The sequence below is a fragment of the Pseudoalteromonas maricaloris genome, assembly GCF_024746855.1.
In the GTDB taxonomy this organism is placed as follows: Bacteria; Pseudomonadota; Gammaproteobacteria; order Enterobacterales; family Alteromonadaceae; genus Pseudoalteromonas; species Pseudoalteromonas maricaloris.
In genome coordinates, this window is the sequence record NZ_CP024625.1 from 958,067 (window position 1) to 983,805 (window position 25,739).

Sequence of the window (25,739 nt, forward strand, 5' to 3'; positions counted from 1 at the left end):
ATGAATAAGTCCACATTAGCAGTTGCCGTTGTGGTGTTAGCAGGCGCAGGGTATGTTGGCGCAAACTATTATGTCAATGAGCAAGTGAAACAAGAGATCACCAAGCAAATCTCAAGTTTTGAACAGCAAAGTGGCCTTACGGTGAGTTTTGCAAATAGCTCAGTTGATTTATTTTCTCGCGGTGTAGAAATTACCGATTTAACGATCTCACAGCCTGATGAGAAAATAACATTATTTACCATCGATAAGCTCAATATTGTCGGCTACGAGCAAGACAAAATCAGCCCCTATACTGAACTTGACCTAGTTGGTTTAAAATTAGCAAAAGAAGCAGCAGAGTTTACCCAAGGGATGTCGCCGGAGCTGGTGAATGCAACTTATCATTTAAAAACAAGTCTTGCCTATGACGATGCATCTGGCGCCAGCGAGGTGAAATTCGCAACGTCGGCAGAAGGTATTGTAAAAACCTCTTTTAATGCTGCGTTTGGAAATAGTAAGGCCTTTATGGATGCTTCATTAGCGGCGTCAAAAATTCAAGGCGATACACCAAACCTTGAGCAAGAGCTTCAAGTACAGTCGCAAATGATGACAGCAATGCAATCGCTCGAATTAAAATCGCTGGCTGTGAATATTGACAATGCAGGCACCTTGCCTCAATTCATAGAAGCTGAACTTGCACAGCAAGGAATGACCAAAGATGACTTTGAAGCGGTGACAGCACAGCAGTTAATGTATTCACCGATGCCGCAAGAGTTAAAAGATGCAATCACGGATTTTGTATCTGGAATGGAGTCTTTGTCAATTTCTGTGACCGTACCACAAAGCCAAAATATGATGGCGCTTGGGCAACAGCTATCTTTGGCTATGGCACAAAATCCAGAAACGCTGTCTGAACTTATCAAGATCAACGCAAGCGGTAAGTAAAGCCAATCCAGCTAGTTTAATGGGATTGTGGACTTGCTCTGCAATCCCTCCACCTCTTACACACCTATTCATTTGCCATATCTATTTCACCAAATTGATGAAATCTAAAGCAGCCTTGAGGTTGATCATACAATTCGTTGGAGTTGCAAAGGCTGCGGTGGTAGCATTGGAGTATCAATTGCTTGGGAATGTATTTATGAGCGAATTCAAAGACTACCAGCAAGCTCAATTGCTATTAGAAAAACACGAACTGTTTATTGCCCCTGCCGAAGTTCACGGCACCATTTCGGGGTTATTGGCCTGTGGTCTGAATATTGAAGATTCAGAGTATTTAGGGTTATTGAGTGACGTATTTAACGACGGTCAAAAATTTTCAGCGCCAATTAGAGAATTTTGCATCGATTTATATAAGCAAGTTGCCGAGCACTTCAACGACGGCGAGTTCCAGTTTGAACTTTACTTGCCGCCAGAGGACGAATCATTACATGACCAAGCTAACGCACTGATTGCTTGGGTATCAGGCTTTTTACTAGGCTTTGGTTTAAAGCAAAAAGATTACGGTAAGTTATCTGCTGATGTTAAAGAAGTGATTAACGATTTTAGCGAAATAACTAAGCTTGATACTGGTTTTGAAGACAGCAACGACGATAAAGAAGCTCTGCTCGAAGTGGTAGAATATGTGCGCGTTTCTACACTGTTATGCTTTGCTGAAATGGGCAAAGAACCCCAGTCCGTTAGTACATCAAAGACGATACATTAATTATGATAAAAAACAGCGAGTTTGTAGCACGCCGTGCGCGTCTTATTGCGGCACTAGATAACAACGCCGTAGCGATTATTCCTGCGGCCGTAGAGTTAACCCGTAGCCGCGACACTGAATTTCCGTTTCGCCAAGATAGCGACTTTTTTTACCTGACGGGATTTAAAGAGCCGGATGCGGTTTTGGTGCTTACGAAAGACAGAGACGGCAATGCGCAGTCTACGCTGTTTTGTCGTAATAAAGATAAGGTTGCTGAGATTTGGCATGGTCGCCGGATGGGCTATGAGCAAGCTAAATCGCAACTTGAACTTGACCAAACCTTTGCGCTGAGTGACTTAGACGACGAGCTATTAAATCTCGTGAATGGTCGCAAGGTATTATTCTACGGGCAAGGCACATATAACGCCTTTGATGATAAGGTTTGGCAGTTGCTAAGTACATTGCGTGGCGCACCGAAAAAGGGCTATCGTGCCCCTGAGATAATCAAAGATATTCGCCCACTCGTCCATGAAATGCGCTTATTTAAATCGGATGCTGAAATCGCCATCATGCGCGAAGCGGGCAGAATTAGTGCTGAGGCGCACAAACGCGCGATGCAGTTTGCCAAGCCGGGCGCAACGGAATACCAGCTTGAAGCCGAAATTCATCATCATTATGCAATGAACGGTGCGCGTCACCCAGCCTATGGCACCATTGTTGGCAGCGGCATCAATGCGACGATTTTACACTACACCGACAACTGTGATGCGCTACAGGACGGCGACTTAGTACTGATTGATTCGGGTTGTGAACTTGAAGGCTATGCGGCTGATATAACTCGCACTTTCCCTGTAAACGGCCAGTTTACTGATGCGCAGCGTAAGATTTATGAGTTGGTATTGGCGGCGCAAAATGCGGCCTTTGGTGAAGTAAAACCGGGTGGTACATTAGTCAAAGCCAATCAAGTGGCGATGACCGTATTGACTCAAGGGCTAGTAGATTTAGGCATTCTTGCGGGCGACGTTAATGAACTCGTAGAAGCGCAGGCATGCAAAGCATTTTACATGCATGGTTTAGGTCATTGGCTAGGTCTTGATGTTCATGATGTCGGTGAATACAAGTTAGATGAAGCGGATCGTCCATTTGAACCTGGCATGGTACTTACCATTGAGCCGGGTCTGTATTTTGACGAAGATGCGCAAGTTCCTGATGAGTATAAAGGAATTGGCATTCGTATCGAAGATGATCTGTTGGTCACCGAGTCAGGTTATGAAAACTTAACCGCACTGGTGCCAAAAACCATCGCAGAAATAGAAGCATTAATGAATAACTAGTGGACACTTTGCGTGCAACAGTTTGATGTCGTCGTGGTTGGTGGTGGTATGGCAGGAGCCAGCGCCGCCATCGCCATAAAAAAAGTCTCTCCGCAGGCAAAGATTGCGGTTATTGAAGCCTTTGCGCCAAAAGGTAAACAGCATCCAAGTTTTGACGACCGTAGTATTGCGCTTGCTGCGCAGTCGGTCGCATTTTTGGGCGAGCTAAATCTATTTAATCCCGAGTGGCAGTACGTTGAGCCAATCACACAAGTGAATGTTTCAGACAGAGGTCACTTTGGTAAAGCGTGGATAAACCCTGAAGACTACAACCAAAAAGCGTTAGGCTATGTAGTTGAAGTCAATCCCTATGGCAGCTTTTTACACGAGCAGTTGAGCAATCTTGATATTGCACTGTTTTGTCCGAACCAAGTGGCGCATATACATCAACAACCAGAGCAGGTTGAACTGACGCTCGATAATGGTGAGCAATTACAAAGCCGATTATTGGTTGTTGCGGATGGTGCGCAATCTCCCACGCGGGCTAAGCTCAATATTGGCTTTGATAGCATAGGCTACGAGCAAGGCGCATTGATTGCCAATGTGCAAATCGACACGGCTCATGGCGGTCAGGCGTTCGAGCGTTTTACTGAACATGGCCCGATGGCACTTCTGCCAATGAGTGATAATCGCTATTCACTGGTGTGGTGTATGCCTAATGACAAACTCAATGAGTATGAAGCTATGGCTCCAGCTGAGTTCTTGCAAGCATTACAGCAAGCCTTTGGTTATCGCGCTGGGCGCTTTGTGCAAGTGGGTATGAGAGCAAGCTACCCTCTAGTGTTTGGGCGAGTAGAGCAACTCACTCATCATCGGGTGGTGGTGATTGGCAATGCGGCGCATGCCATTCATCCCATTGCAGGACAGGGCTTTAATTTAGGTCTACGAGATATTCAAGTCCTAACCTCACAATGTCAGGCAAATACGCCCGATGAGTGGGGCAGTTTTCAATTTACGCGTGCTTATCAACTGGCGCGAGCGCAAGATATTAATACGGTGATGACATTAACCGATGCGCTCGTTCGACTATTTTCAAACTCATCAAGAACCTTAGCCTTAGGCCGTAGTTTAGGTCTACTTACCATGGCGCTGTCCAAAACAGCAAGAGCGCCGCTGGCCAAGCAATTGATGGGATATAAAGGATAAAGGAGTTGGCATGCAACAAGTTCAAGTGTGTATTGTTGGTGGTGGATGTGTTGGGTTAACCTTGGCGCTAGGGCTTGCGCAGCAAAATATCTCGGTACTAGTGCTAGACAGTGGTGAAAAACCAACACCATTGGCACAAGAATACAGCGCACGCGTAAGCGCAATAAGCGCTGCAAGTCAGGCTCTATTTGAGCGCTTGGGCGTGTGGCCAGATATTAAAGCGCAGCGCGCCGCGGCATATACTCGTATGGATGTACGCGATAAAGACAGCTTTGGTAAAATCGCCTTTGATAATGTCTCGTTAGACTTACCTGAGCTTGGTCACATCATTGAAAACGACGCCATTCGCTATGCCTTGTTAACAGCACTTGAAGCACAGCAGTCTGCCAAACTGATGTGGAACACAAAATACCAAAGCTTGCACCAAACAGACACCGATGTGTTGCTAACCTTAGCGACTGGTGAACCTGTGATGGCGAAACTAGTGGTGGCGGCTGATGGCGCACGTTCGGCTATTCGCCAGCAGTTTAATATGCCAATCACGTATTGGGATTATGATCACCATGCGCTGGTTGCAACGATAAAAACCGCAGCGCCACATGATGCAACAGCAAGACAAGTGTTCCTCCCTGATGGACCGTTGGCCTTTTTGCCGCTTGATGACCCATATACTCATTCAATTGTATGGTCTACCGCACCGGATAAAGCAAAGCAGCTACAAGCCATGCCGGTCGAGGCTTTTAATAAAGCGTTGAGTGCTGCAATTGATATGCAGTGCGGCGTGTGTGAACTGGTGAGCGAAAGACATGTTTTTCCTTTGACTATGCGCTATGCAAAACAATGGGTGCAAGGGCGGATCGTTTTAATGGGCGACGCGGCACATACCATTCACCCGCTTGCAGGCCTTGGCATGAATTTAGGACTAAAAGACGCTGCGTATCTGATCACCTTGTTGTCAGCACCGCAAGAGCAATTTGCCAGCACACGGATACTGCGTCAATATGAGCGCAGCAGAAAAGCAGATGCCCAAAAGCATATTGCCATGATGCAAGGGCTTAAAGAACTGTTTGAAGGCAATCATCCGCTTAAAAAGCTAGTACGCGGTGTGGGCCTGAGCTTGGTCGACAACCTCGGCCCAATCAAGCATTTGTTCGCCAAAGAAGCGATAGGCGGTAAATAAAAAGATCGCCGTGTAAAGCGGCTCCCACAGAGGTTTTATGTTGTTGGTAGGAGCGATTTTACATCGCGATCTTTTCAACAACCTCGCCGCATAAAGTGGCTCCCACAAAGATTTTATATTGCTGGTGGGAGCGGGTTCACCCCGCGATCTTTTCTCAAATCAGCATCGCTGCGTAAAGCGGCTCCCACAGAGGTTTTATGCTGCTGGTAGGAGCTGGTTTACCCCGCGAACATTTCAACAATCTCGCCGCGTAAAGCGGCTCCCACAGAGGTTTTATGTTGCTGGTAGGAGCGATTTTACATCGCGATCTTTTCCTAAATCAATCTCGCCGCGTAAAGCGTCTCCCACAGAGGTTTTATGTTGCAGGTTGGAGCTGGTTTACCCCGCGATCTCTTAACCTAACCTCAATGCAATAAACTCAGCGAGTTTATCAACGGCGTGGGCGGATTCTTGGGTGTTTTTGACTAGGCTGATTCCGATTTGGCCTAGTTCGGGTAATATTTGGGTTTGGGTCTGATAAGGCAGTTCTGCTGGCACGGTGCTTTTGGCCAGCACGGTGATCCCGAGTCCCTCTTTTAAAGCGGCGGTAAGGCCGGTTAAGTCGGCGTTGCTATATACAATCCGGTATTGTAATCCAGCTTGTTGCAACGCCTCGATAGCGCGGCGGCGGTAAATACAGCCCTCCGGCGCGGTGACTAAAGTGACAACCGAATGCTGCGCAAGCGATAAATCGCCAACCCAAACTAATTGATCCTGCATAAAGACTGGATATTTAGAGGATGAGAGTTCTTCATTAAGCGCTAGCACCAAATCAAACTGGTCTTGCCTTACTACAGAAAGTAAGTGTTTACTCAATCTTGATTTAACTTCTAATGCAACATCAGGATATAAAGAAACGAAATCACCAATAATAGAAGGTAAGATCCGTGCTGCAAATTCGCTGGGAATGCCTAAACGTACTCGGCCTGTCACACTTTCAGAAGTAAATTGCTGAATAATTGCATCGTTCTGCTGCAGCATTTGTTTGGCTAGAGGCAAAAGTAGCTCACCATATTGATTCAACACCTGCCTTTGGCCCTGTTTTTTAAACAGCTTGCAACCTAGCATGTCTTCTAAGCGTTTGATTTGCAAGCTAACAGCAGGCTGAGATAAGCCAAGCAGTTCACCAGCCTTGGCAAATCCACCGACATCAACCACAGTGACCAGCGTTCTTAATCCATCAATTGATAAGTTTTTCATATAAGGAAATGCAATTTATAAAACCCAAGTACATTAATATTATTTATCAATTGATAAGTAAATACAATTTGTTGTTGAGTTTGCGCATCCTTATACTTTTGCTCATCGAAATTTCACTAAGGTAGTGCCATGAGCGTCACGCCAATTATCTTTGCAAAGCACCGTCAGGGCAGTGTTCCGGCGCAAAACCATTACATGCCAACTGATGCTGTTGTTGTACTTGATTTCAGCGGCTTTGAGACCACGCCTTTCTTAAGCCAAATTCTTGCACTTAACTTGAATAAGTTAATGGCACCGGGCTTAGGTTTTCAAGGCAAACTAGACAGTGGCGAAAATTTCGCCGTGTACTATTTTAGTGAAACGGCTTACCGTTTTGTTGTAAGTGAAAGCGCAGCTGCTGAGCTGGCAACACTGATTGATAGCCATGCTGACGAGTTCGACATTGAACTGGTACGTCGTCACGACTTAGTTGCTGCCACCATAAGCGGTGAGCTTGCGTTTGAGCGTTTAGTCAGTGACTTTATGTTAACGCCAGGCCTTAGGATCTCAGATAAAAATGCCTGCTATGGCAAGCAAAGCGGTGAAGTATTTATTACGACCTTGCTGGTGGACGAACAGCAACAGTATCAGTTGATTGCGCAAGCTGCTGTGTTAGATAAGTGGCAAACGACGCTCACTGACGCTGGTTTTAAACTCGTTTCATAAATTCCGTGCAGTTATCGTAAGCGCGATAACAATAACCCCCTCAGCGCCAACCGATGGCAGCTGAGTAAAAAAGTGAAGGATAAGTATGACTTCTAAAACAGTACTACACGCGAAGCACCTAGAAGCTGGCGCGAAAATGGTAGACTTCCACGGTTGGGAAATGCCAATCAATTATGGCTCACAAATTGAAGAGCACCATGCGGTGCGTCAAGACGCGGGCATGTTTGACGTTTCACACATGACGATTGTTGATATCGAAGGTGTAGACGCAAAGGCATTTTTACAAAAGCTAGTTGCAAACGATGTAGCTAAGCTTACTGTGGCTGGTAAGGCGCTATACACAGGCATGCTAAATGAGCAGGGCGGTGTAATTGATGACCTTATCATTTACTTCTTCACTGAAACGCAATATCGCCTAGTCGTTAACTCTGCAACACGCGAAAAAGACCTTGCACATATCGGTGCGGTAGCAGCAGATTTTGAAGTGACAGTTACTGAGCGTCCTGAGTACGCGATGATTGCGGTACAAGGTCCAAACGCAAAAGCAAAAACAGCAACTATCCTAGACGAACAACAACAAGCGGCTGTTGAAGGCATGAAGCCATTCTTTGGTGTGCAAGCTGGCGACCTATTTATCGCAACAACTGGCTACACTGGTGAAGAGGGTTATGAGATCGTAGTACACAACGATGGTGCGGCGGACTTATGGCAAAAATTATTAGACGCAGGTGTGCGTCCAGCTGGCCTAGGTGCACGTGATACGCTACGTTTAGAAGCGGGCATGAACCTTTACGGCTCAGACATGGACGAGACGGTGTCTCCACTTGCAGCGAACATGGCATGGACAATTGCATGGGAGCCAGAGGAGCGTGACTTTATCGGTCGTGCAGCTATCACTAAACAACGTGCTGAGCAAAGCACGGATAAGCTGGTAGGTTTAGTCCTAGAAAGCAAAGGCGTATTACGTGGTGGTTCTAAAGTTATCGTAGAAGGTGGCGAAGGTGTTATTACTTCTGGTACATTCTCACCAACTTTAGGCTTCAGTGTAGCGCTTGCGCGTGTACCTCGTTCAATTGGCGAGACTGCACAAGTTGAAATGCGTAAGAAGCTAGTTGATGTTAAAGTAGTTAAGCCAAGCTTCGTTCGTAACGGCAAGTCAATTATCTAGTTTTTATAGATAATAAATAGAATAACATTGATGTCGCTCACGGGGTGACATCGCAACCGACCAAAGGAACAAAAAAATGAGCAACATTCCTAGCGAGTTAAAGTACGCTACTTCACACGAGTGGGTTCGCGCTGAAGGTGACGGCATATACACTGTTGGTATCACTGAGCACGCACAAGAACTTCTAGGCGACATGGTATTCGTTGAATTACCAGACGTAGATGATGAAGTTGACGCGGGTGAAGACTGCGCGGTAGCTGAGTCTGTAAAAGCAGCGTCAGACATCTATGCACCAATCGGCGGTACTATCGTTGAAATCAACGAAGACCTAGAAGATGCGCCTGAAACTGTAAACAACGATGCTTACGGTGACGGTTGGTTGTTCAAAATTAAAGCGTCTGATGAGTCTGAGCTAGACAATCTACTAGACGCTGAAGGCTACGCAAATTCAATCGACGAAGACTAATTTGTTGATAGTAATAAAAGCCCCTTTTTAGGGGCTTTTATTGTTGCTTTTTGGGCAAGGGTGCTTGCTCAAGGTATGACGAGCTCATGCCAATGTTTTAGAATACTGCCGTTACCAAGGTATCTCATTTAGATAAAAACAGTATTCACCTTTTTCATTTGGATCATAGGAACCTGGACTAATGTCAAACGCCAAATCTCTTGAACAGTTAGAGCAAAAGCAAGATTTTATCCGCCGCCATATTGGGCCAAGCCCAGCACAGGTGAGCGAGATGCTAAGCGCTCTTGGAGTATCTAGTGTTGAAGAGCTGATCGGTCAAACTGTACCTGCTTCAATTCGTTTAGAAGAGGGCTTACAGATCGGTGAAAGCCGCACAGAAGTGGAAACCCTAAGCTACCTGAAGTCAGTAGCAAGCAAAAACAAGGTTTTCAAATCTTATATCGGTCAAGGCTACCACCCAACTCACGTACCTCACGTTATCCTACGTAACGTACTTGAGAATCCGGGTTGGTACACGGCTTACACCCCTTATCAGCCAGAGATTGCGCAGGGTCGCTTGGAATCACTACTTAACTTCCAAACGCTGACTATGGACATTACCGGCCTAGACTTAGCCAGTGCATCACTACTTGACGAATCCACTGCAGCGGCAGAAGCAATGGCGCTTGCAAAACGTGTATCTAAAGCGAAAAAAGCAAACATCTTCTTTATTGCAGACGACGTACACGTACAAACTATCGACGTAGTATCTACGCGTGCTGAGCAGTTTGGTTTTGAAGTAGTAGTAGGTCCTGCTAGCGACGCTGCTAACCACGAGATTTTTGGTGCGCTATTCCAATATCCAACAACATCAGGTGAAGTGGTTGACGTTACTGACCTAATCGCACAAGTACAAGACAAAAAAGCGATTGCCTGTGTTGCCGCAGATATCATGAGCTTAATGCTACTTAAAGCACCTGGTAAACTAGGCGCAGACGTAGTGCTTGGTTCTGCACAGCGTTTTGGTGTACCTATGGGTTACGGCGGTCCACATGCAGCATTCTTTGCTACGCGTGATGCTTACAAGCGTTCACTACCAGGCCGTATTATTGGTGTGTCTAAAGACCGTTTAGGTAACGACGCACTACGTATGGCGATGCAAACTCGTGAACAGCACATCCGCCGTGAAAAAGCCAACTCAAACATCTGTACTGCACAGGTGCTACTTGCGAACATGGCTGCGTTTTACGCGGTTTACCATGGTCCTCAAGGCCTTAAGATCATTGCTGAGCGCATTAATCGCCTTGCAAGCATTCTTGCAACGGGCCTTAAAGCAAAAGGCGTGGCACTTAAGCACGATACGTGGTTTGACACCATTACGGTTAAAGCAGACGACGCTGACAAGCAAGCGGTTGTGGCGCGTGCAGTAGCAAAAGGCGTAAACTTTGCCCTTAACCACAACGGCGAATACTCAATTGCAGTAAACGAAACCACAACGCGTGCAGACGTAGCTGAGCTATTTGACATCATTTTAGGTGACGACCACGGCCTAAATGTAGATGCGCTAGACGCACAAGTATCAGGCGAGAACATCACAGGTATTCCTGCAAGCCTAGTGCGCGACGACGAAATTTTAACGCACGCAAACTTCAACAGCTATCACAGCGAAACCGAGATGCTGCGTTATATCAAGCGTCTTGAAAACAAAGATTTAGCACTAAACCACTCAATGATCTCATTGGGCTCGTGTACCATGAAGCTAAACGCAACCGCTGAAATGATCCCAGTGACTTGGCCTGAGTTTGCAGAGCTACACCCGTTCTGCCCAATCGATCAAGCACAAGGTTACAAGATCATGATGACTGAGCTGCATGACTGGCTTGTGAACATCACAGGTTACGACGCAGTATCACTACAGCCAAACTCAGGTGCACAAGGTGAATACGCAGGTCTTATCGCGATCCGTAAGTACCATGAGTCTCGCGGTGAAGGTCACCGTAACATTTGTTTGATCCCAAGTTCAGCGCACGGCACAAACCCAGCGTCTGCACAAATGGCAAGCATGAAAGTGGTTGTGGTTGACTGTGATAAAAACGGTAACATCGATATGGAAGACCTACGCGCGAAAGCCGCAGACGTAGCTGAAAACCTATCGTGCATCATGGTCACTTACCCGTCTACACACGGTGTATACGAAGAATCTATCCGTGAAGTATGCGACATCGTGCACCAGCACGGTGGCCAAGTATACATGGACGGCGCAAACATGAACGCGCAGGTTGGGGTAACTAGCCCAGGTTCAATCGGCTCCGACGTATCACACTTAAACCTACACAAAACATTCTGTATTCCACACGGTGGCGGTGGCCCAGGTGTTGGTCCTATCGGTGTTAAATCGCACCTGGCGCCATTTATGCCTAACCACAGCGTGATCAACGTAGAAGGCACAAACGTAGGTAACGGCGCGGTTTCTGCTGCACCTTACGGCTCTGCTGCTATTCTACCTATCTCGTGGGCATACATCGCGATGATGGGCAGCGAAGGCCTAAAACAAGCGACAGAAATGGCAATCGTGAACGCTAACTACCTAACGGCTAAGTTGAGCGAGCACTACCCAATTCTATACCGTGGCCGTAACGACCGCGTTGCCCACGAATGTATTGTTGACCTTCGCCCACTGAAAGAAGCCACAGGCATTACCGAAATGGACGTTGCTAAGCGTCTACAAGACTACGGCTTCCACTCACCAACGATGTCGTTCCCAGTAGCGGGCACACTAATGGTTGAGCCAACGGAATCTGAGTCTAAGGTAGAAATCGACCGCTTTATCGAAGCCATGGTTTCTATCAAAGGTGAAATCGACAAGATTGCATCAGGCGAATGGTCTATCGAAGACAACCCATTAGTATTTGCACCACACACGCAAGCAGACGTATTAAGCAACGACTGGAACCGTGCATATGATCGCCTCGCAGCGGCATTCCCAGTACCAAGCGTAGCAAAAGACAAATTCTGGCCAACTGTAACCCGTATCGACGACGTATACGGCGACCGTAACCTAATCTGTTCTTGCCCAGCGGTTGATACTTACCGCGACGCGTAAGGGTTTTGTCGTACTCTAATAAAGTCAGTGAGTTTATTTCGGTAGTTTGTGAGTCGAATATAGTTTGTGACTCATAGAAAATTGAAAGGTGAGCCTAGTGCTCACCTTTTTTTAACTATACCTTTGAAAATTACAATGTTGATAGTTGAATTTTAGGGGGATAGTCACGATGAATATTAAACTTTGTCTATAGCTTTTTGGCTAAAAGTGTTATGTTATTGAAGTTCATATAAATTTTTTGTCGATGTCTGTATAGCCATAAAAGACAATATTATTCAATGTGATGCCATAGAAGTTTGTTGTCTGCGTTGAAATAGCGAAGTTGTTACTTTGTGAAGGGATGGATTTTTAAGGATATTTCAATGATTCCAGAATTAAGACATATATCATCTGAACTAGAACTATATGTTTATGTCATTGAAAAATTTAAAACTATATGTTTTTCACAAATGATTGCAGAAAACTCCAATTATTATGCATGTTTCATTTTATAGGAAGGTGACAACTTGTTTACCTTCAAACGGAAAGATGCTAAAAAACTTCGTTTATTTGCCACCAACTGTTTAACTACTCATCACAAATATGCTACAAGGTTTTTTAGCCCTGCTCGCTCAAAATGGGTCGCTTAATTACCTGCTTGAAGTGCGATATTAATTCCTCCGACGAGCACGGTGAAGCCGCTTCTATCGCGGCAACTAGGTCTACGCGACGGTCTAATTGGTAGAGAGCCTCGAGTTCACTGAGTAAACGTCCTCTTTGTGAAGGCAAAATCGATTGGTCAAAGCCTTGCAAATACATGCTATCCCACTCGTGAATGGTGATATTCCGTTGACTCAAAAAGCTACTTAGGAAGCGTGAACGGTTGCGACCGTATCCTTCCACAACCATACATTTGTAGGGAATCCCTAGCCTTGACATGGCATGCAGAATCGTTAGGCCTCGCTCTACCGATAAATCCATATTGCTATCCAAGTTGTGATCTAAACCTGCGCGGCGTGGTTCGGGCGAAGCGTAGCCGTGGATGCGGATCACGTTAGCATTGCTCATACGCACTTTTTCGTAAAGCGGCTTAAGTTGCTCTCTTAGAGTTGGTAAATCTTCCTGACGAATACGAGCTTGATTCCGTTCAAATACGGCCAGCTCCGATTCGTATAATTCCAGTACATCACCGTAAACGATGCTCGGTTGTTTTTTAGGGGACGCTCTGAGGTTCTCAATCTGCATTGTCAATTTAGTGATCTCCAGCTGTGCGTCTTTTAGATCGAGTTGCAGCGACTCAATAGTTACTGATGGCTCGCAGTTACCACCTTGACAGTTTACAGCTTGTTCTGGCTCAATATCTGTAACCGAATAACTCATGCCAACAACAGCCAGTATCGTGATAATGACCGATAGCAAAGATAGAACAAGGTCCGTTCCCGGTCCCATTTCGTTATCGCTTTCTAGCTCAGTATTTTCAAACAGCACTGCTAATCCTCGCTTTCAGAAACCGTTAAAAAGCTGCTCACCTGTGATATGGCTTGTTGCGCAGGTTCGCCGATAAGGCTCATACCCAGCAAAAGCGCTATGCATGCAAACACACCACCTAGCAAACTAGCAGAAAGATACCCCAACACGTGACGACCCTGTGGTTTTACTTCGGGTGACTGGCTAGGCCAAGCGTCAAGTTTGTCATTCAGGCTATTTAATACACGGGCTAAATCATCGCTGTGTTGATGAGAGTCCGTTGCTGTATTCACGCCTTTGTTTGTTTGTTCTTTCAGTTCAGTTATTAATTGCTGAAGATTGTTTTCTAATGAGTTGTTCGGTGTGTTTTGTTTAAAATGCTCGACCAGTGAATTCAGAGTTCCTAAAACAGACTCAAGTTTCGCATCACTCGCAGGTGTTGGATTACTGAGGCTTTCATTAATTGTCGCAAGGCCTTGTTCTAAACCCTTACTCAGGTTGTTGATGCTGACACTGACTTGATTCATCAGTGCTTCATTGCGCTCCCTGCCTAATTCATCAGCCTGTGCCAGTGCGTGGCTCAACGTTGAATTCCATCTCGATTCATAGGATTTAATATCATCCTTCAGAGTGCGGAGTTCTTTCAGGTGAGCTTGGTGTGCCTGACCTAGAGTATCGATTGCCTGCTGGTTCTTTTCTAAGGTTTGATAAGTATCAGCCACAATTTGTCGCTGCTCCTGCCCCTCTTTAAGTAAGTTTTCGACTTCTCTGATCAGGTTGCTGGTGTGCACATGAACGGTTTCACGGTGCTGGTCGATTTCATCTGATAAACGTTCAACATTAGCGGGTAAGTCGCCTTCCAGTCTCGTAAAGCTCAGTACATGTCCCAGATCCATCCAGGCTGATTCCAGTTGGCGCGAGGTTTTGCCATAGGCATTGTCCACCATAGTTACCAGAATTTGGATCATCAGCGCAGCCCCTAAACCCGCAATACTGGTTCCAAAAGCAACGGTTAACCCTGAAATGAGTTCACCGATGGCGTGGCGTTGATCGCCCATGCCCTGAAACATGTTGGCAACCGGTTCAAGACCTATCAATAGGCCGATGAAGGTGAATAGAATACCGATACGTAGCGCAACCTGTTGCGGGATTTGTACTGCGGTTTTAAACGGAACTAACGAGCGGATAAATACCTGCGAGGTTAAGTCAGAATCACGGCGCATTTCTTCGGCATTTTTGACCAATTGTTGAACCATTAGAGAGGCGACGGTTTCATTACCAGAGCCACCCCCTTCACCGCCGAGATAATAATCTGGGTCACGCTGACTTTTAGTAACATCCAGCACCTGTTTGCCATCTTTGGTGATAATGCTGCGCCTTTGCTGATTCGCTTTATCTGCCACGTTTTTAAGCAAACGGTGCTCAAGGCCATAACGTTGTCGGGCTTTTAAACTAGTGAAATATGCCCAGCAAATCGGTAGCACATATACCAGTGTGCTGATAATTAATTGGTTGGCATTGCCGTTGCGAATATTGTCGGGAATATTTCCCCACAACGCAACAACGGGTAGTACACATAGCAAAGGGAATACCCACCATCCCCAAGTTTGAAATCCTACTGAAAAGCCAGTGCTAAATGGTGATTTCATATCTTTTTCTTTCCTTATGCGTCTGGCCGGAGTTAGTCTTCTGAGAAGCCAGAAATATTAGCCTCTGGATTATGACGTGGCTGCGGATCATCAGATGGCCTTGCAGCAGCTTCGGGTCCGTGGTTTCCAAGTTGTCGCTGGGCAAATCTTTGCTCGAATTCTTTTATTTTTTGCTCGATTTCATACTCAACCTGACCATGTTGTTCTATTTGTTGATTTCTACGTTTTATAAGTGTTTGATAGGTTTCGTAACTGGCTTCGATAGCCATGGTTTCTGTATCAAATTGGAGTAATTTGGCATTTCTATTAGCTTGAAGAGATTTCTCTATCTTCATATCCTCAACGATATGACCTTTGTTTCTCCAGTATTCTAGTTTTTCCGATTCACTTAGGCTTGGAATAACTGATTCGATATGAATACCGACTCCCTGACTTCCCAAGTCGGCGCTCAGCTCCTCATATAGCAGTTTTTTAAGCACTTTTTTTCCTTCAAATGTACGTGCTGATAATTCGTCATGAGGCAGGCCGTCCAGAATATTTTTCATTTTAGCGGGGACAGATTCAGCTAACTCGTCCAGTTTAAGTTGTCTGTAGTTCAACTTTACCGCATTACTTCTGCTTGGTTTATCAAAGCGCCATTGAATAGCGACGGGGACCAAATAATCGTCCCCCACAAATTCTTGTGGCATATCTGGCATTACTTTTAGATGTGTTTGCTTAACCACATCATTTTCTAATATCCGTAGATCCTTACGCATATTGGGGTCATTCTGATGGATAAAAATGTGCTTAGCCTCAAAAGCGAAACGATTTTTAAGTTCCTCTTTAATTGCGTGTTCAAGTCTTTCTTTGACGGGTTGCTTATCCTCTGGCGCTTCATGAAAATGTGCAAAGTAATCACTTATCTCGACTTCCCGCATTATGATTGCGGCTTTATCGGTGGCAATTTTTTCGATTTGCTTTTCAACTGTGGAGCCAACTACAGATGTAGCACTAAAAGCTGCGCCTATTGAGGAAATATACCCTTCAAGATTAATTTTAAAATTGGCCTTGCTACCTGGATCGCTGGTTTCATAATCTCTGGGCTCGAAGTCATAAATCTTGGGCTTAAGCAATTCCCACTCTGGGATAGTGGGGTCTGGTACTAGGGTGGTAAGACCTATGCCGTAGCGGGCAGCCGTTTGATTAACCATGCTGTGCACATCTTCACGTACTTCTTTGAAGTTATCGGGGCTCAGGCTATCGGTATCACGTTTAAATAAGACCGCTTCAAAGCTTTTGTCTAACACCTCCTGAGCAAAGCTTTTTAAGCCAGGCTTGCCCATTTTATCATATAAGCCGAGATCCTGAATAACGATGGCTAGCTTGACATCAAACTTGAATGTCTGGCCCTTCACGCTCGTCCAGTTGACATGGAATATATCCGATAGGCTTTCTTCTTGAACCATACGCGGAGTTTTCAGGGTAAAGCGTTGTATTGTCCAGCCGTGAAGGCAAAGTTTTTCGTTGATATGATCTTCTAATCGGCGGTCAAAACGGGAATCTAGATAAACATCGTTTAGAGTCTCGTTACGCTCTACATAGTCTTTGGTCCAAGCACGTATTTGCAAATCCCAGTCTACTTTACTTTTTGGGCCTGACTGGCCTTTACTTGGCAGAGGGTCGATACGCATATCTATATTGACTGAGATTTCTCTGTCTGAGTCTTGGGTGCGTACGGGAAATGATGGCGTTTTTATCTCCATGCTAGCAGAAATAAACTTGTCTGTTTCTAGGATGCATATTGCTTCCAAAGAGAGAGTTTTGAGGGTTGCGGTTACAATAGCTGTTAACGCTCTATTATTACCGTGCGCCCAAGAACCCAGTGCCACGTCGCCACGTTTTTCCGCTTCTGCTTGCAATACCTGTTGCATGGCGTGTTCTATCGTATGTTGAATCGATAGATTGGTTTTCACAGACTCGCGGATCAAAGCTGCGCCGTCTTGAACTAGGTGTGCAGCCCAGCGAATGGGGATATCTAGGTGTTCGTCTGCAACAAAATCACCAACACGCACTGTGGAAATTCCCGCTTTGACCCGATAGTCATTGCGCACAGCAAAGCGGTGTACGGTTTTGAACCTGCTACTGAAACCTGTGAGTATTTCACCGGTCTTGTCTACGCGTATTAATTTATGATGGTTATCAGGCTCGTCGCCATTGGCAAGCTTGCGGCAAATATCATCAATTGGTTTTGAAACACTCATTTGGCAATATCCTTTACTGTTTCTTGTTGCAGGCCGTCGAGATATTCGGCCATTTTGCGATATCTTCTTACTTTGTTTCGTATTAACTTTTTCAAATTTAAATAACTGATTTCGAAGTGTTGACTAGCGCCGTCGGGTCGCTTAGTTTCTCTTTCCAACAGCTCTAATGTATTGGCTGCATCGAGCCAATGAGCACATAGTTGGTGAACCTGTTCAGACTCGAGACATTTATTCACACAACTTAGGTAAATAGTGATGGTGTCTAGAGATTCTTGTGTGCTGCCTTCAAGGCTCAATCCTGCCGCTGCTGACGCCCATTCAGCTGAGGCAACACAGAAGTATTGGAAGTATATTTTTAAGCGTGAAGAATGCAGTTCGTCGAATGCTTTGGTTTGATCTAGTTGCCAGCGTTGTTTTATGGACAGCAGCGGGTTTTGATGAAGCAGTTGATGATGATTTTCAGTCACCTGACTGAGGTATTTTGCCGAAATAATTTCATACAATTCATCGTGAAGGGCCTTAAACGTTGCATCCATCGGGTCGTCGAGGGCTGACTGTAAACCGAACAACATCATGTTGGCAATGTATTTGACTGGCTGAGCTTCAGAAACACTATGATACACCAACTCAGGATCAACCATATTGTAATAGCTTAGTAAGCGCTCTATGGAGTCTGGCGTTTGTTTGGCGATAATCTCACAAAAGCTTTCTTCGATATTACCGCTGTAATGAGAAAAGTCAGCGCGAATTGCATCAAACCATAATCGCGAGTAGGTCATATGTACAATAATACTCTCTTCATTTTGTACTTTAATCTTGTCGCCAATGACTTCAAGCACCTTGCACCTTTCACCCAACGATGCTCGCATGTGATAGGCAAACACGCGGCGCATGGTAAACCACCACTTACCTGCGGATAAAATATTTTGCTTCTTTCGATGCTCGAGGAATTCAAACATGTAGTCTAAGGTTGAAAATTGTTTCTGATCAGCCAACAAACCAAATGCGTTTATGAGCAGTTCGGTTTGGATGTTGCTGTCTTTTACGGTGTTTAGAGCCTCGCTGATAAATCCTTTGTATTCCTCAACGGACATACTGCTCTTTCTGATTGCTTTGATGTAGAAGGCGATACCAAACGATACGTAGTTCAGCAGCTTTTCTGATCGTGTTCTGCTAATTTTACCATTGTTGTTGGCCCGAATGTGCTGCTCGCGAGCCGCTATCATCTGAGCGCCGTTTTCCAGTAGTTGTGATAGTGTTCTTGCGATAGGGTAATCAACGCTGTTGATGCTGTTTACACAGATCAACAATTGTGAAAAACCGTTTGCCTCAGATATAGAGGTCATATGTCGGTCTGAGGATTGCTCTGACTCTGGGAATAGTTTGTTACGACCAAGGATATAATCGTAGATTTGTTGAATAGTACCAGGGTAACGTCGATAAAACTCTTCAACCAACCACTCTTCACTGGAATTCGCTACGGCAACTATCAAGCCATGTTCTTCGTGTCGCTCTATGGTCAGGCTACAGTTATCGACTAACTCATCGAAGTATTCTATCCACAGTCCGTTGGCATCTGCATCTACATATTGATGGTTAGATGTAATGGTTGTGGATGAATCAGCCATTTTGGCGCTATCGGAAGCATTCTTTTCAAGTTTTTTTTGTTGGATAACCGGATAGCGTATACGTTTCTCACTCAGAATAAAGTAACCCCAGCCCCGTAACTCCATATAACGAACAGGACGACGTTTAGACAAACAACAATAGATGGCCAACAACATTTTATTGAGGGGTTTTTGCCACCCATGTTCGACGATTGCTTTGAGTTTTTCAGATTCCTGCTTTTGACTATCGGACAAAGCTCTTTGAATTAGCGCCTTTAAGCTATTACTTTTTTCTTCATCTGATTTATCCGCGAGACGAGATACATCTTCCTCACATAACTTATTTGCAACTCGGGGGGATTTTCTAAGCCATCTAGGATGGCTTGTCGGAAAAAGATCGGACAAATATTGTCGAGTGTTTTCATCCAAGTTGATGCCATCATGCCACTTATTAATGAGAATGCTTGGCCAGTCAATATGGAAGGACTCAGCCATGGAAGTCAATCGAAGGGCCAAGGTTGTGTCTAATGATTGCTCTTCAATCAAGATACATATCTGCAAATAAGCGTCTTTGTTACTGATTAGCGTGTTTAGCTGAGCTAGGTTTTTTTCAGCTATGAGCCAACGACATAATTTAGGGTGGATACTGAGCTGAAGATTTAAGCGTATATTGTCTCCTTGGGTGAGCTCGCGATCAAATAGCTCAAAAATTTCATCCGCTGGGTTGTATAGCAAGACATCGTCTTGCGGAATGTCTCTAAAATGAAAAGTTCCTGAGTATTCACTTGAAAATTCCCGCTCAATTTTAGCTGCAATACTGGCGCTGACATCAGCTACAAAAGACTCTCCATAAATAACCAGCACGGAACTGTCAATGTTATCCATCAACTTACAAATCGCAGTAAACTGGTCAGAAAACCAAGCTTCGTCTATCTCAGGTGCAGGTACTTCATCGGCATCAACCAGATAAGAAAACTTATCTTCTAATTGTTGTTTAAATTCTCCTGGTAATTGTTCATCACTGTCCTCAAGTTCTGAAGATTCATTTTCTGTGTCCGTTGTTGTGCAAGCGGTTTTGGACTGCTCGTCACCAGTCAAGTGTGCAGAGTCTTCTTCATGCGTGCTCAGTTGTGCTTTTTCGGTGTTAGAGATATTTTCCTCAAACGAGTTGTCTTCAGCTTCTAATCCATCTTTGTCGTCACGGTGGTTATTCTGAGGTTCCATTTTTTATTATCCTAAATGTTGGGCAACTCGCTTAACACCAATCGGAAAGTAACCTGGTGATGGTTATGTCGATAGGGCATGCTTAATTGATATAGTTTTCCGTTATGCATAAACGTAGGTGCGTACGCACTGATTCTGTGTAGGGCTTCGGCTGCGCAATACTCGTACATTCCCCTTGGGGTCAGATGTAAATTCAAAGGATGGTTATCCGTGTGTGATTGCCTGTTTTGACTTGTTACCTGAGCCACTGGATACCTGGCTTTCTTTGGTAATGAGTAGGTTTCCTCTGCTGTTAAGGCATTCAGCCATTGCTGGTAAGTTGGCAGGCGAATGTCTAGGTCGTTTTCTTGTTGGAGTTGGTTAATGATTGCCGTAACCTGCAGAAAGTTTGCCCCTGAAAGCGGTATGGTGTGCTTTTGTAGATTCACAGCAGGCATGACGCTTTGCTGGATCCAATATCCACCTTCCACTGACAATTGTTCATTTGCTTGTGATGGCGGAACGAAGATGAAAGTTTCCTGATATGTTTGGCCGTTGAATTTGAGAGCTTTTGTTATGCTTGTTTTTTCTAGCCCAGAGGCTTGACAGCAGGCTAGTTGGCGCTGTGTTAGGCTCATCTCGACATTGCTCTGTGCTGTATCAAGCTCTAGCCATTGCTGCCAGTCAATTAGGTTGCTGGGAGCGAAGTTTAGTTGCGATTGAGCGCTTTGTGCGTCTAGAAATTTCAATATTTCGTGGCTAGTAATAAAGCCACCCACTCCAAATTCCAGACCTCCCAAAGTATTGATACCAAATACGGCAACCGTACCCTTGTGCTCGCTGCACAATGCACCGCCACTAAACCCTTCACTAGCCCCTTTACCTGCTTTTATGAAGCTTATATCACCGTTGATGTCTGATTCAAAATTGGCCAAAAAATCTTCATCGGGTTGGTGGTATATTTTCATGGTCCAACCGCCATCTTTTGCCGGAAAGCCAATAGACACGTTGGGGCGTGGATTATCGCTTATATTAGATGCTTTGCGATTAGAAATAACTGGCGCGACGTTATTAACGGGTTCACGCAGTTCAATGATGGCTAGATCCAGCAAGGGGTGACAATAAACCTTTTTAACACTTCGTCGCGAATGGCGCGATTTAACAAATAGCCTGCTTGTTCGATGTGGCTCTTTTGAATTGATATTCACGACAACATGCTTGCATGTAACGATACACAATGGGTTGACAGCAAAGCCGGATCCCAGTGGGAACTCACGTTGCTCTGACCCCTCAATAGTACCGATGGCAAATAACCAATCAGGCTGCTTTATTGGTGTATAATCCATGTCCATCGAATTTGACCACCTTTATTCATGGATTTCATCACGCAATTTTTCACCAGCCCCGATAGAGTCTTGCTCGAAGGCCTCCCAAAGTGCCAGATCGCTTTCTGTCGCAATAGCGTCTTTCACACGGCAGATAACAGCAGGATCAACCAATGCTGCACTTGAGCCTATGAACTTTGCCTCTTGGCTGAGAAAGTCTTCGCTTTGTAAGTCTATGTGTTCCTCTTCGCGTCTTGCTTCAACGCGCTCCGACAACACGTGTAACAAATCAGAGTAAATACGCGCAAACTCGTCCACTACCGGTAAGAATTCTCGCTCTTCGATGTCTTTAGATGGGCCAGCCAAAGCTTGGCGAATTGAAATGAAAGCCAGTGCATTGGCTTCATGCTGACTCAATTTGCGAGCTATTTTGCGTTTGTTACCTATTATCTGCTCTTTGCCAGCAAAGGTGTTTGCAATCATGCCTTGCACTCTGTCAGAAGAAAACAGTTCAGCTTCGACTTTGGATAGAGGTAGTTGACTCTTACCAGAATCATTGATGAGCACACCAAATACCCACATAGGGTTGATGTTTTTCGCCTTGCGTCGACTAAATAGGTAATACTGAAATTTAGATTCTGGCAATCCGGCGGTTAAGTATTTACACCCACTGTCCCACCAGTCAACGGACACGCGCTCCATTTCTTCGAACATAGTTTGGCGGTCGGTAATTTCTGGTAAGCCATTTTTGGAGCCTTTACGAAAATGTGCATTTGCCGCCCAGAATGTTGAATAGGGGGTTTCACTGCAACAGAGTATGGACCCCGGTGGTATTTGGTCGCTATCAGCTTTGACTCTGAATTCCATTCGTTGGAAGCATAACTCTGGGTTGTCGTAGTCAAGACTGCGTACTTTCAAGTCACTCAGTTCAACCCATGTCTGACCATCGTATCGGTAGCCGCCGTCGACACTTTTATCTGCCACAACACGGGTTAATTCTACTTCTCTAGACTGAGGGGCCGCACCAATTTCAACAGCGCCAAATGGATTGGCTTGTTCAGGAAATAAATGGTTGTTGATATTAAATTTAGCCATGTTATAGCTCCTTTTCACTTGTTGGATTTAGGTCATTTGCAATGAATCACTTTTCCTATTTATTTATTTTTTTGCAAAAAGTTGATCTATTAGTGCCGAATGTTTTTCAATGTCTTCTGCTGTTTGTTGCTCTAACGATTTTGTTTGTTTTAATCGACTTTCAAGCGCGTTTTTCTTTGGGGGAACAGTTTCGTTCTTTTTGCTTGTCTTTTCTGAAAATTGTTTTTCTTCTTTTTGTAGCTGAACGGTAACTAAAGTGAGATCCAACATTAAGGTCTCCAATCTTTGCTGTTCCTGCTTGAGAGCAAAGAGGGTTTGTTCATCAATCAACTTCGCCGCTTGCTCTGATGCTAACAATGTGCGGCTATCATCAAGTACATTTTGCGACGTTTTTAGTTGCTCGCTTATCTTGTCTATTTCTAGACCGATATGTGTTCGCTCGGTGTTAGTCTCTACTAGGCGTTCTTTAAGAATGGCGTTGAGGGCATTTAACTCATCAACTTCACTTTGCTGTTGAACCAAGCGTTTGTCATATTCACCGCCCACCACGCCCTTTAGACCACCTATGAACCCACCTCTATTCGGATCGGTACTGATGGAAGTACAGGCCGCCAGTATCAATATTGTGGCGACCACTAAAAAGGTGCGCATACTCAAGATTGTCCAGCTAGGGCAGACAGTTCGCTATCAATTGAAGCCAGCTCAGCATTTTGTTCGTTATACTTAGTTAACAAAGCTTGCAGCTCCGCTTCGTTTTCTACATCAAATTGCTTCTCAAAGTTTGCTAGGTTATCCATTGCCTGTTTGTATTTTTTGTCGGTAAACTGGATAGCCTTGGCAACAACTTTTCTATCATTTTGAATTTGAGCCATTAAATCATCGTATTGCTGCTGTTGTTGCTTATTCTGGGCTAAGTGTGACTCCAACTCTTTCAGTCTTTGTTTATCCGCAATAAGCAATTTGCGTGCGGTGCTAACCATCGCTGATAAGTTATCGTTTGTGTCAGTAAGATCTTGTTTTAAAGCGTTGAGTGCCGACTCTTTGTCTGCATATTCTTGTTTTTTACCAGCAATATAGTAACCATAGGCGGCTCCCCCAGCGGCACCAACTAATGCGCCTTTTAATGCCGCCTGTTTATTGCCACCTGTTGCTAAGGCGACCAGAGAACCTGTAATTGCCCCTAATAAAGCACCTTCGGTAACTGTCTGGCTAAAGTCGTCCAGCTGGTTATCTAGTTGTTGTGCTTCAGGGGAGACATTGCTACTGCCCATAGCCGGAAAATCAGGTATGCCTTTACAACCAAAGAGGCTGAAAACCAACACTGGGGAAAGAAGTAAGCAACGTAGTTTATAAGTAGGTATCATATTTAATTCCTTTCATTGTTTCCTGTCATCAAACATACGAAGTCGAATTTTGCTCAAATTCAACCTGTACGGGTATGTTAGTTATTTTATTCAACTCAATGGAGGGGAGAAGCACGTTAATGCTATGTTGGCTTATTCCTTTTCCGTTAACAATTACTCTACCTTTCGTTTGGGGTATGTCAAGTCATATTGGTGTGTAAAAACAAAACGATCATATAGTTGGTTGAAAAACAAAAAATCCCGCCTCAGGCAAAATGCCAGTGGCGGGATTTTTACTTACTTGGGTTGTGTGAGTGAGTGAAAACTATGTTCAATGGTGGCTTTAAAGCCCCAATTTTCTTTGAACACAGCGCCTTCGCTAACTGCGTTGCGTCGTACATAGGGGGCCATTGCCCATTGCTTATCTGAGGCGAGGAAAAACTTACTCTCAGCCGCGTGATGAACGTCATGGCTACACAGTTCGGTGTTACCAACAACAAGGTATTTGCTTGGCATTGCGACAAATAGCATGTATGTCCACCAAGTTAGTGGTGCTTCAGGTGTGTAAGCTTTGCCGAAGAAGCGACCTGCGGTGTACTTTGTTTCTGCTTTTAGATTGGGGTTTTGTCCACGTACCAGTTTTGGTTGATGCTCAGATAAATTCTGGAACAGTGACAAGATGGCAAAGCCAACAATCAGAGGTAGCAAATAGGCTAGTAGGTACAAAGTACCAAAACCAGAGGCTAAGGCAATCGCTGGCAGTGTCAGATGAAAGCCGATAGCTGCCAGTTGTCGCTGACGGATAACGCGTTTGGATGGCAATGTAGTTGTCAATACAGAATCAACAGAATACGGTAGGAAGTTTGCCCGCATTCTGCTGATTAGTACTTTTGCGTAATAAAGCGGGCTCAGCAATAAACAGAATGTTCGCATCCAGTACCATTCGATAAATTTGCCAGGCTTGTAACCCCAGTTGTCAAAGAAACTTGCATCAGGGTCAGCGACAGAATTTAGTCGACCGTGATGACCACCGATGTGGCTGAGTTTATACATCCACATTGGGGTTGTTAGCGCAAATACTGAATAGGCTTCACCCAGCAAATCGTTGAACTTCGAATTACGGTGCAGCGTGCCATGCGTTGCGTAGTGTGTGAAACTGACTTGCATTGTGCGCATGCTGGCTGAAATCATCAAAAAGGCAATGAGGTATAAAGGAATACCAAGCCAGCTAAGGCTGATGGCGAGAGACGTCATCATGATACCAATTAGGACAAACATGAGTGTCATCATCTGGCGATGACCTGCGGAAAATTCAATAAGTGCAGGCAGTGACTTCGGTGCCTTACCTGAAATTTCAGTCAGTGCTTGTTGAATGCCCAGATAAAAGATTGATGGCAGCTTCGCGCCAATGTTCACCATGGATTCGCGAATGTCCGTGGGGGGGGACTGTTGTGGTTGGCGACGGTCAGTGTTTTTTGGTCGTTTAAAAAGGTTGATAGTTTGTAGGAATTTTTTCATACATATCTCCAATAAGTTAATGAAGACGATGCCCTATGCCTCGTCTCAGAAACTTCCGCGAAGTCCCCCTCTTGGTTTTTTAAAAAATTTAAACTGTTTTGTTTTTTGATTTTTATAAATCAATTTTTTACTTTTCATGGGCTTCAATTAGATATGAGCGTGATCTACTCAGGGATAGAACTGAAACGCGAAAAGTCGCCATAGGGGAGGTTTTTTAAAAGCACATATAAGCTGTTTTTATGGAATGTAATGTTGTTGATGATGAGTGGAGTGGGGAACTGCATATCG

General features: G+C 44.8%; 19 protein-coding genes. 9 read left to right on the top strand and 10 right to left on the bottom strand.

Annotated features, from left to right (window positions below; genetic code table 11):
- From CTT31_RS04025 to CTT31_RS04045, 5 genes are all read left to right on the top strand, one after another.
- Positions 1 to 924 (top strand): DUF945 family protein, encoded by a 924-nt coding sequence (locus tag CTT31_RS04025; protein ID WP_260492013.1) that lies wholly within the window; start codon positions 1 to 3, stop codon positions 922 to 924.
- Between the two features lie 196 nt (positions 925 to 1,120).
- Positions 1,121 to 1,684 carry a UPF0149 family protein gene (locus tag CTT31_RS04030; RefSeq protein ID WP_026000986.1) on the top strand — a complete coding sequence of 188 codons (564 nt, stop codon included), beginning with the start codon at positions 1,121 to 1,123 and terminating at the stop codon, positions 1,682 to 1,684.
- A gap of 2 nt (positions 1,685 to 1,686) precedes the next feature.
- Positions 1,687 to 2,997: a Xaa-Pro aminopeptidase gene (gene pepP, locus CTT31_RS04035; protein ID WP_260492014.1), complete on the top strand. Its 1,311-nt coding sequence runs from the start codon at positions 1,687 to 1,689 to the stop codon at positions 2,995 to 2,997.
- A gap of 12 nt (positions 2,998 to 3,009) precedes the next feature.
- Positions 3,010 to 4,182, top strand: coding sequence for a 2-octaprenyl-6-methoxyphenyl hydroxylase (gene ubiH / locus CTT31_RS04040; protein WP_260492015.1), 1,173 nt, complete (start codon positions 3,010 to 3,012; stop codon positions 4,180 to 4,182).
- A 10-nt stretch (positions 4,183 to 4,192) separates the two neighbouring features.
- On the top strand, positions 4,193 to 5,362 hold the full coding sequence (locus tag CTT31_RS04045; RefSeq protein ID WP_260492016.1) for an FAD-dependent monooxygenase: 1,170 nt from the start codon (positions 4,193 to 4,195) through the stop codon (positions 5,360 to 5,362).
- Between the two features lie 393 nt (positions 5,363 to 5,755).
- On the opposite strand, the gene CTT31_RS04050 is transcribed toward CTT31_RS04045, so the two are convergent.
- Entirely contained in the window at positions 5,756 to 6,601 is an 846-nt protein-coding gene (locus CTT31_RS04050; protein WP_010370532.1) for a LysR family transcriptional regulator, read from the bottom strand.
- 129 nt (positions 6,602 to 6,730) lie between these two features.
- Here CTT31_RS04050 and CTT31_RS04055 point away from each other — a divergent pair, with 129 nt between their 5' ends.
- The 4 genes from CTT31_RS04055 to gcvP all read left to right on the top strand — a co-directional run bounded on the left by CTT31_RS04055 (position 6,731) and on the right by gcvP (position 12,022).
- On the top strand, positions 6,731 to 7,306 hold the full coding sequence (locus tag CTT31_RS04055) for a hypothetical protein (protein WP_010607328.1): 576 nt from the start codon (positions 6,731 to 6,733) through the stop codon (positions 7,304 to 7,306).
- Positions 7,307 to 7,391: 85 nt separating this feature from the next.
- Positions 7,392 to 8,474, top strand: a complete 1,083-nt coding sequence (gene gcvT, locus CTT31_RS04060) for a glycine cleavage system aminomethyltransferase GcvT (RefSeq protein WP_010370538.1) — start codon at positions 7,392 to 7,394, stop codon at positions 8,472 to 8,474.
- A 76-nt stretch (positions 8,475 to 8,550) separates the two neighbouring features.
- Complete coding sequence (gene gcvH, locus CTT31_RS04065; RefSeq protein WP_039491974.1) at positions 8,551 to 8,940, top strand: glycine cleavage system protein GcvH; 390 nt, start codon at positions 8,551 to 8,553, stop codon at positions 8,938 to 8,940.
- Positions 8,941 to 9,121: 181 nt separating this feature from the next.
- A complete protein-coding gene (gene gcvP, locus CTT31_RS04070) occupies positions 9,122 to 12,022 on the top strand; it encodes an aminomethyl-transferring glycine dehydrogenase (RefSeq protein WP_235368617.1) in 2,901 nt (966 codons plus the stop codon).
- A 597-nt stretch (positions 12,023 to 12,619) separates the two neighbouring features.
- On the opposite strand, the gene CTT31_RS04075 is transcribed toward gcvP, so the two are convergent.
- From CTT31_RS04075 to CTT31_RS04115, 9 genes are all read right to left on the bottom strand, one after another.
- The gene (locus CTT31_RS04075) at positions 12,620 to 13,489 is read right to left on the bottom strand and encodes an OmpA family protein (protein ID WP_039491981.1); all 870 of its coding nucleotides are present in this window, start codon (positions 13,487 to 13,489) and stop codon (positions 12,620 to 12,622) included.
- A 2-nt stretch (positions 13,490 to 13,491) separates the two neighbouring features.
- Positions 13,492 to 15,117, bottom strand: a complete 1,626-nt coding sequence (locus CTT31_RS04080; RefSeq protein WP_260492017.1) for a hypothetical protein — start codon at positions 15,115 to 15,117, stop codon at positions 13,492 to 13,494.
- Positions 15,118 to 15,149: 32 nt separating this feature from the next.
- Positions 15,150 to 17,360 (bottom strand): hypothetical protein, encoded by a 2,211-nt coding sequence (locus CTT31_RS04085; RefSeq protein WP_260492018.1) that lies wholly within the window; start codon positions 17,358 to 17,360, stop codon positions 15,150 to 15,152.
- A complete protein-coding gene (locus CTT31_RS04090) occupies positions 17,357 to 20,191 on the bottom strand; it encodes a hypothetical protein (protein ID WP_260492019.1) in 2,835 nt (944 codons plus the stop codon). Before CTT31_RS04090 ends, CTT31_RS04085 begins: the two co-directional genes overlap by 4 nt.
- 11 nt (positions 20,192 to 20,202) lie before the next feature.
- Positions 20,203 to 21,522 (bottom strand): S1 family peptidase, encoded by a 1,320-nt coding sequence (locus CTT31_RS04095; RefSeq protein WP_039491996.1) that lies wholly within the window; start codon positions 21,520 to 21,522, stop codon positions 20,203 to 20,205.
- Positions 21,523 to 21,537: 15 nt separating this feature from the next.
- A complete protein-coding gene (locus CTT31_RS04100; RefSeq protein WP_039491998.1) occupies positions 21,538 to 22,590 on the bottom strand; it encodes a hypothetical protein in 1,053 nt (350 codons plus the stop codon).
- A 63-nt stretch (positions 22,591 to 22,653) separates the two neighbouring features.
- Positions 22,654 to 23,241, bottom strand: a complete 588-nt coding sequence (locus tag CTT31_RS04105; RefSeq protein WP_260492020.1) for a coiled-coil domain-containing protein — start codon at positions 23,239 to 23,241, stop codon at positions 22,654 to 22,656.
- A 2-nt stretch (positions 23,242 to 23,243) separates the two neighbouring features.
- A complete protein-coding gene (locus CTT31_RS04110; protein ID WP_039492002.1) occupies positions 23,244 to 23,954 on the bottom strand; it encodes a glycine zipper domain-containing protein in 711 nt (236 codons plus the stop codon).
- A 276-nt stretch (positions 23,955 to 24,230) separates the two neighbouring features.
- Positions 24,231 to 25,451, bottom strand: a complete 1,221-nt coding sequence (locus tag CTT31_RS04115) for a fatty acid desaturase (RefSeq protein WP_260492021.1) — start codon at positions 25,449 to 25,451, stop codon at positions 24,231 to 24,233.
- Positions 25,452 to 25,739: the final 288 nt, after the last annotated feature.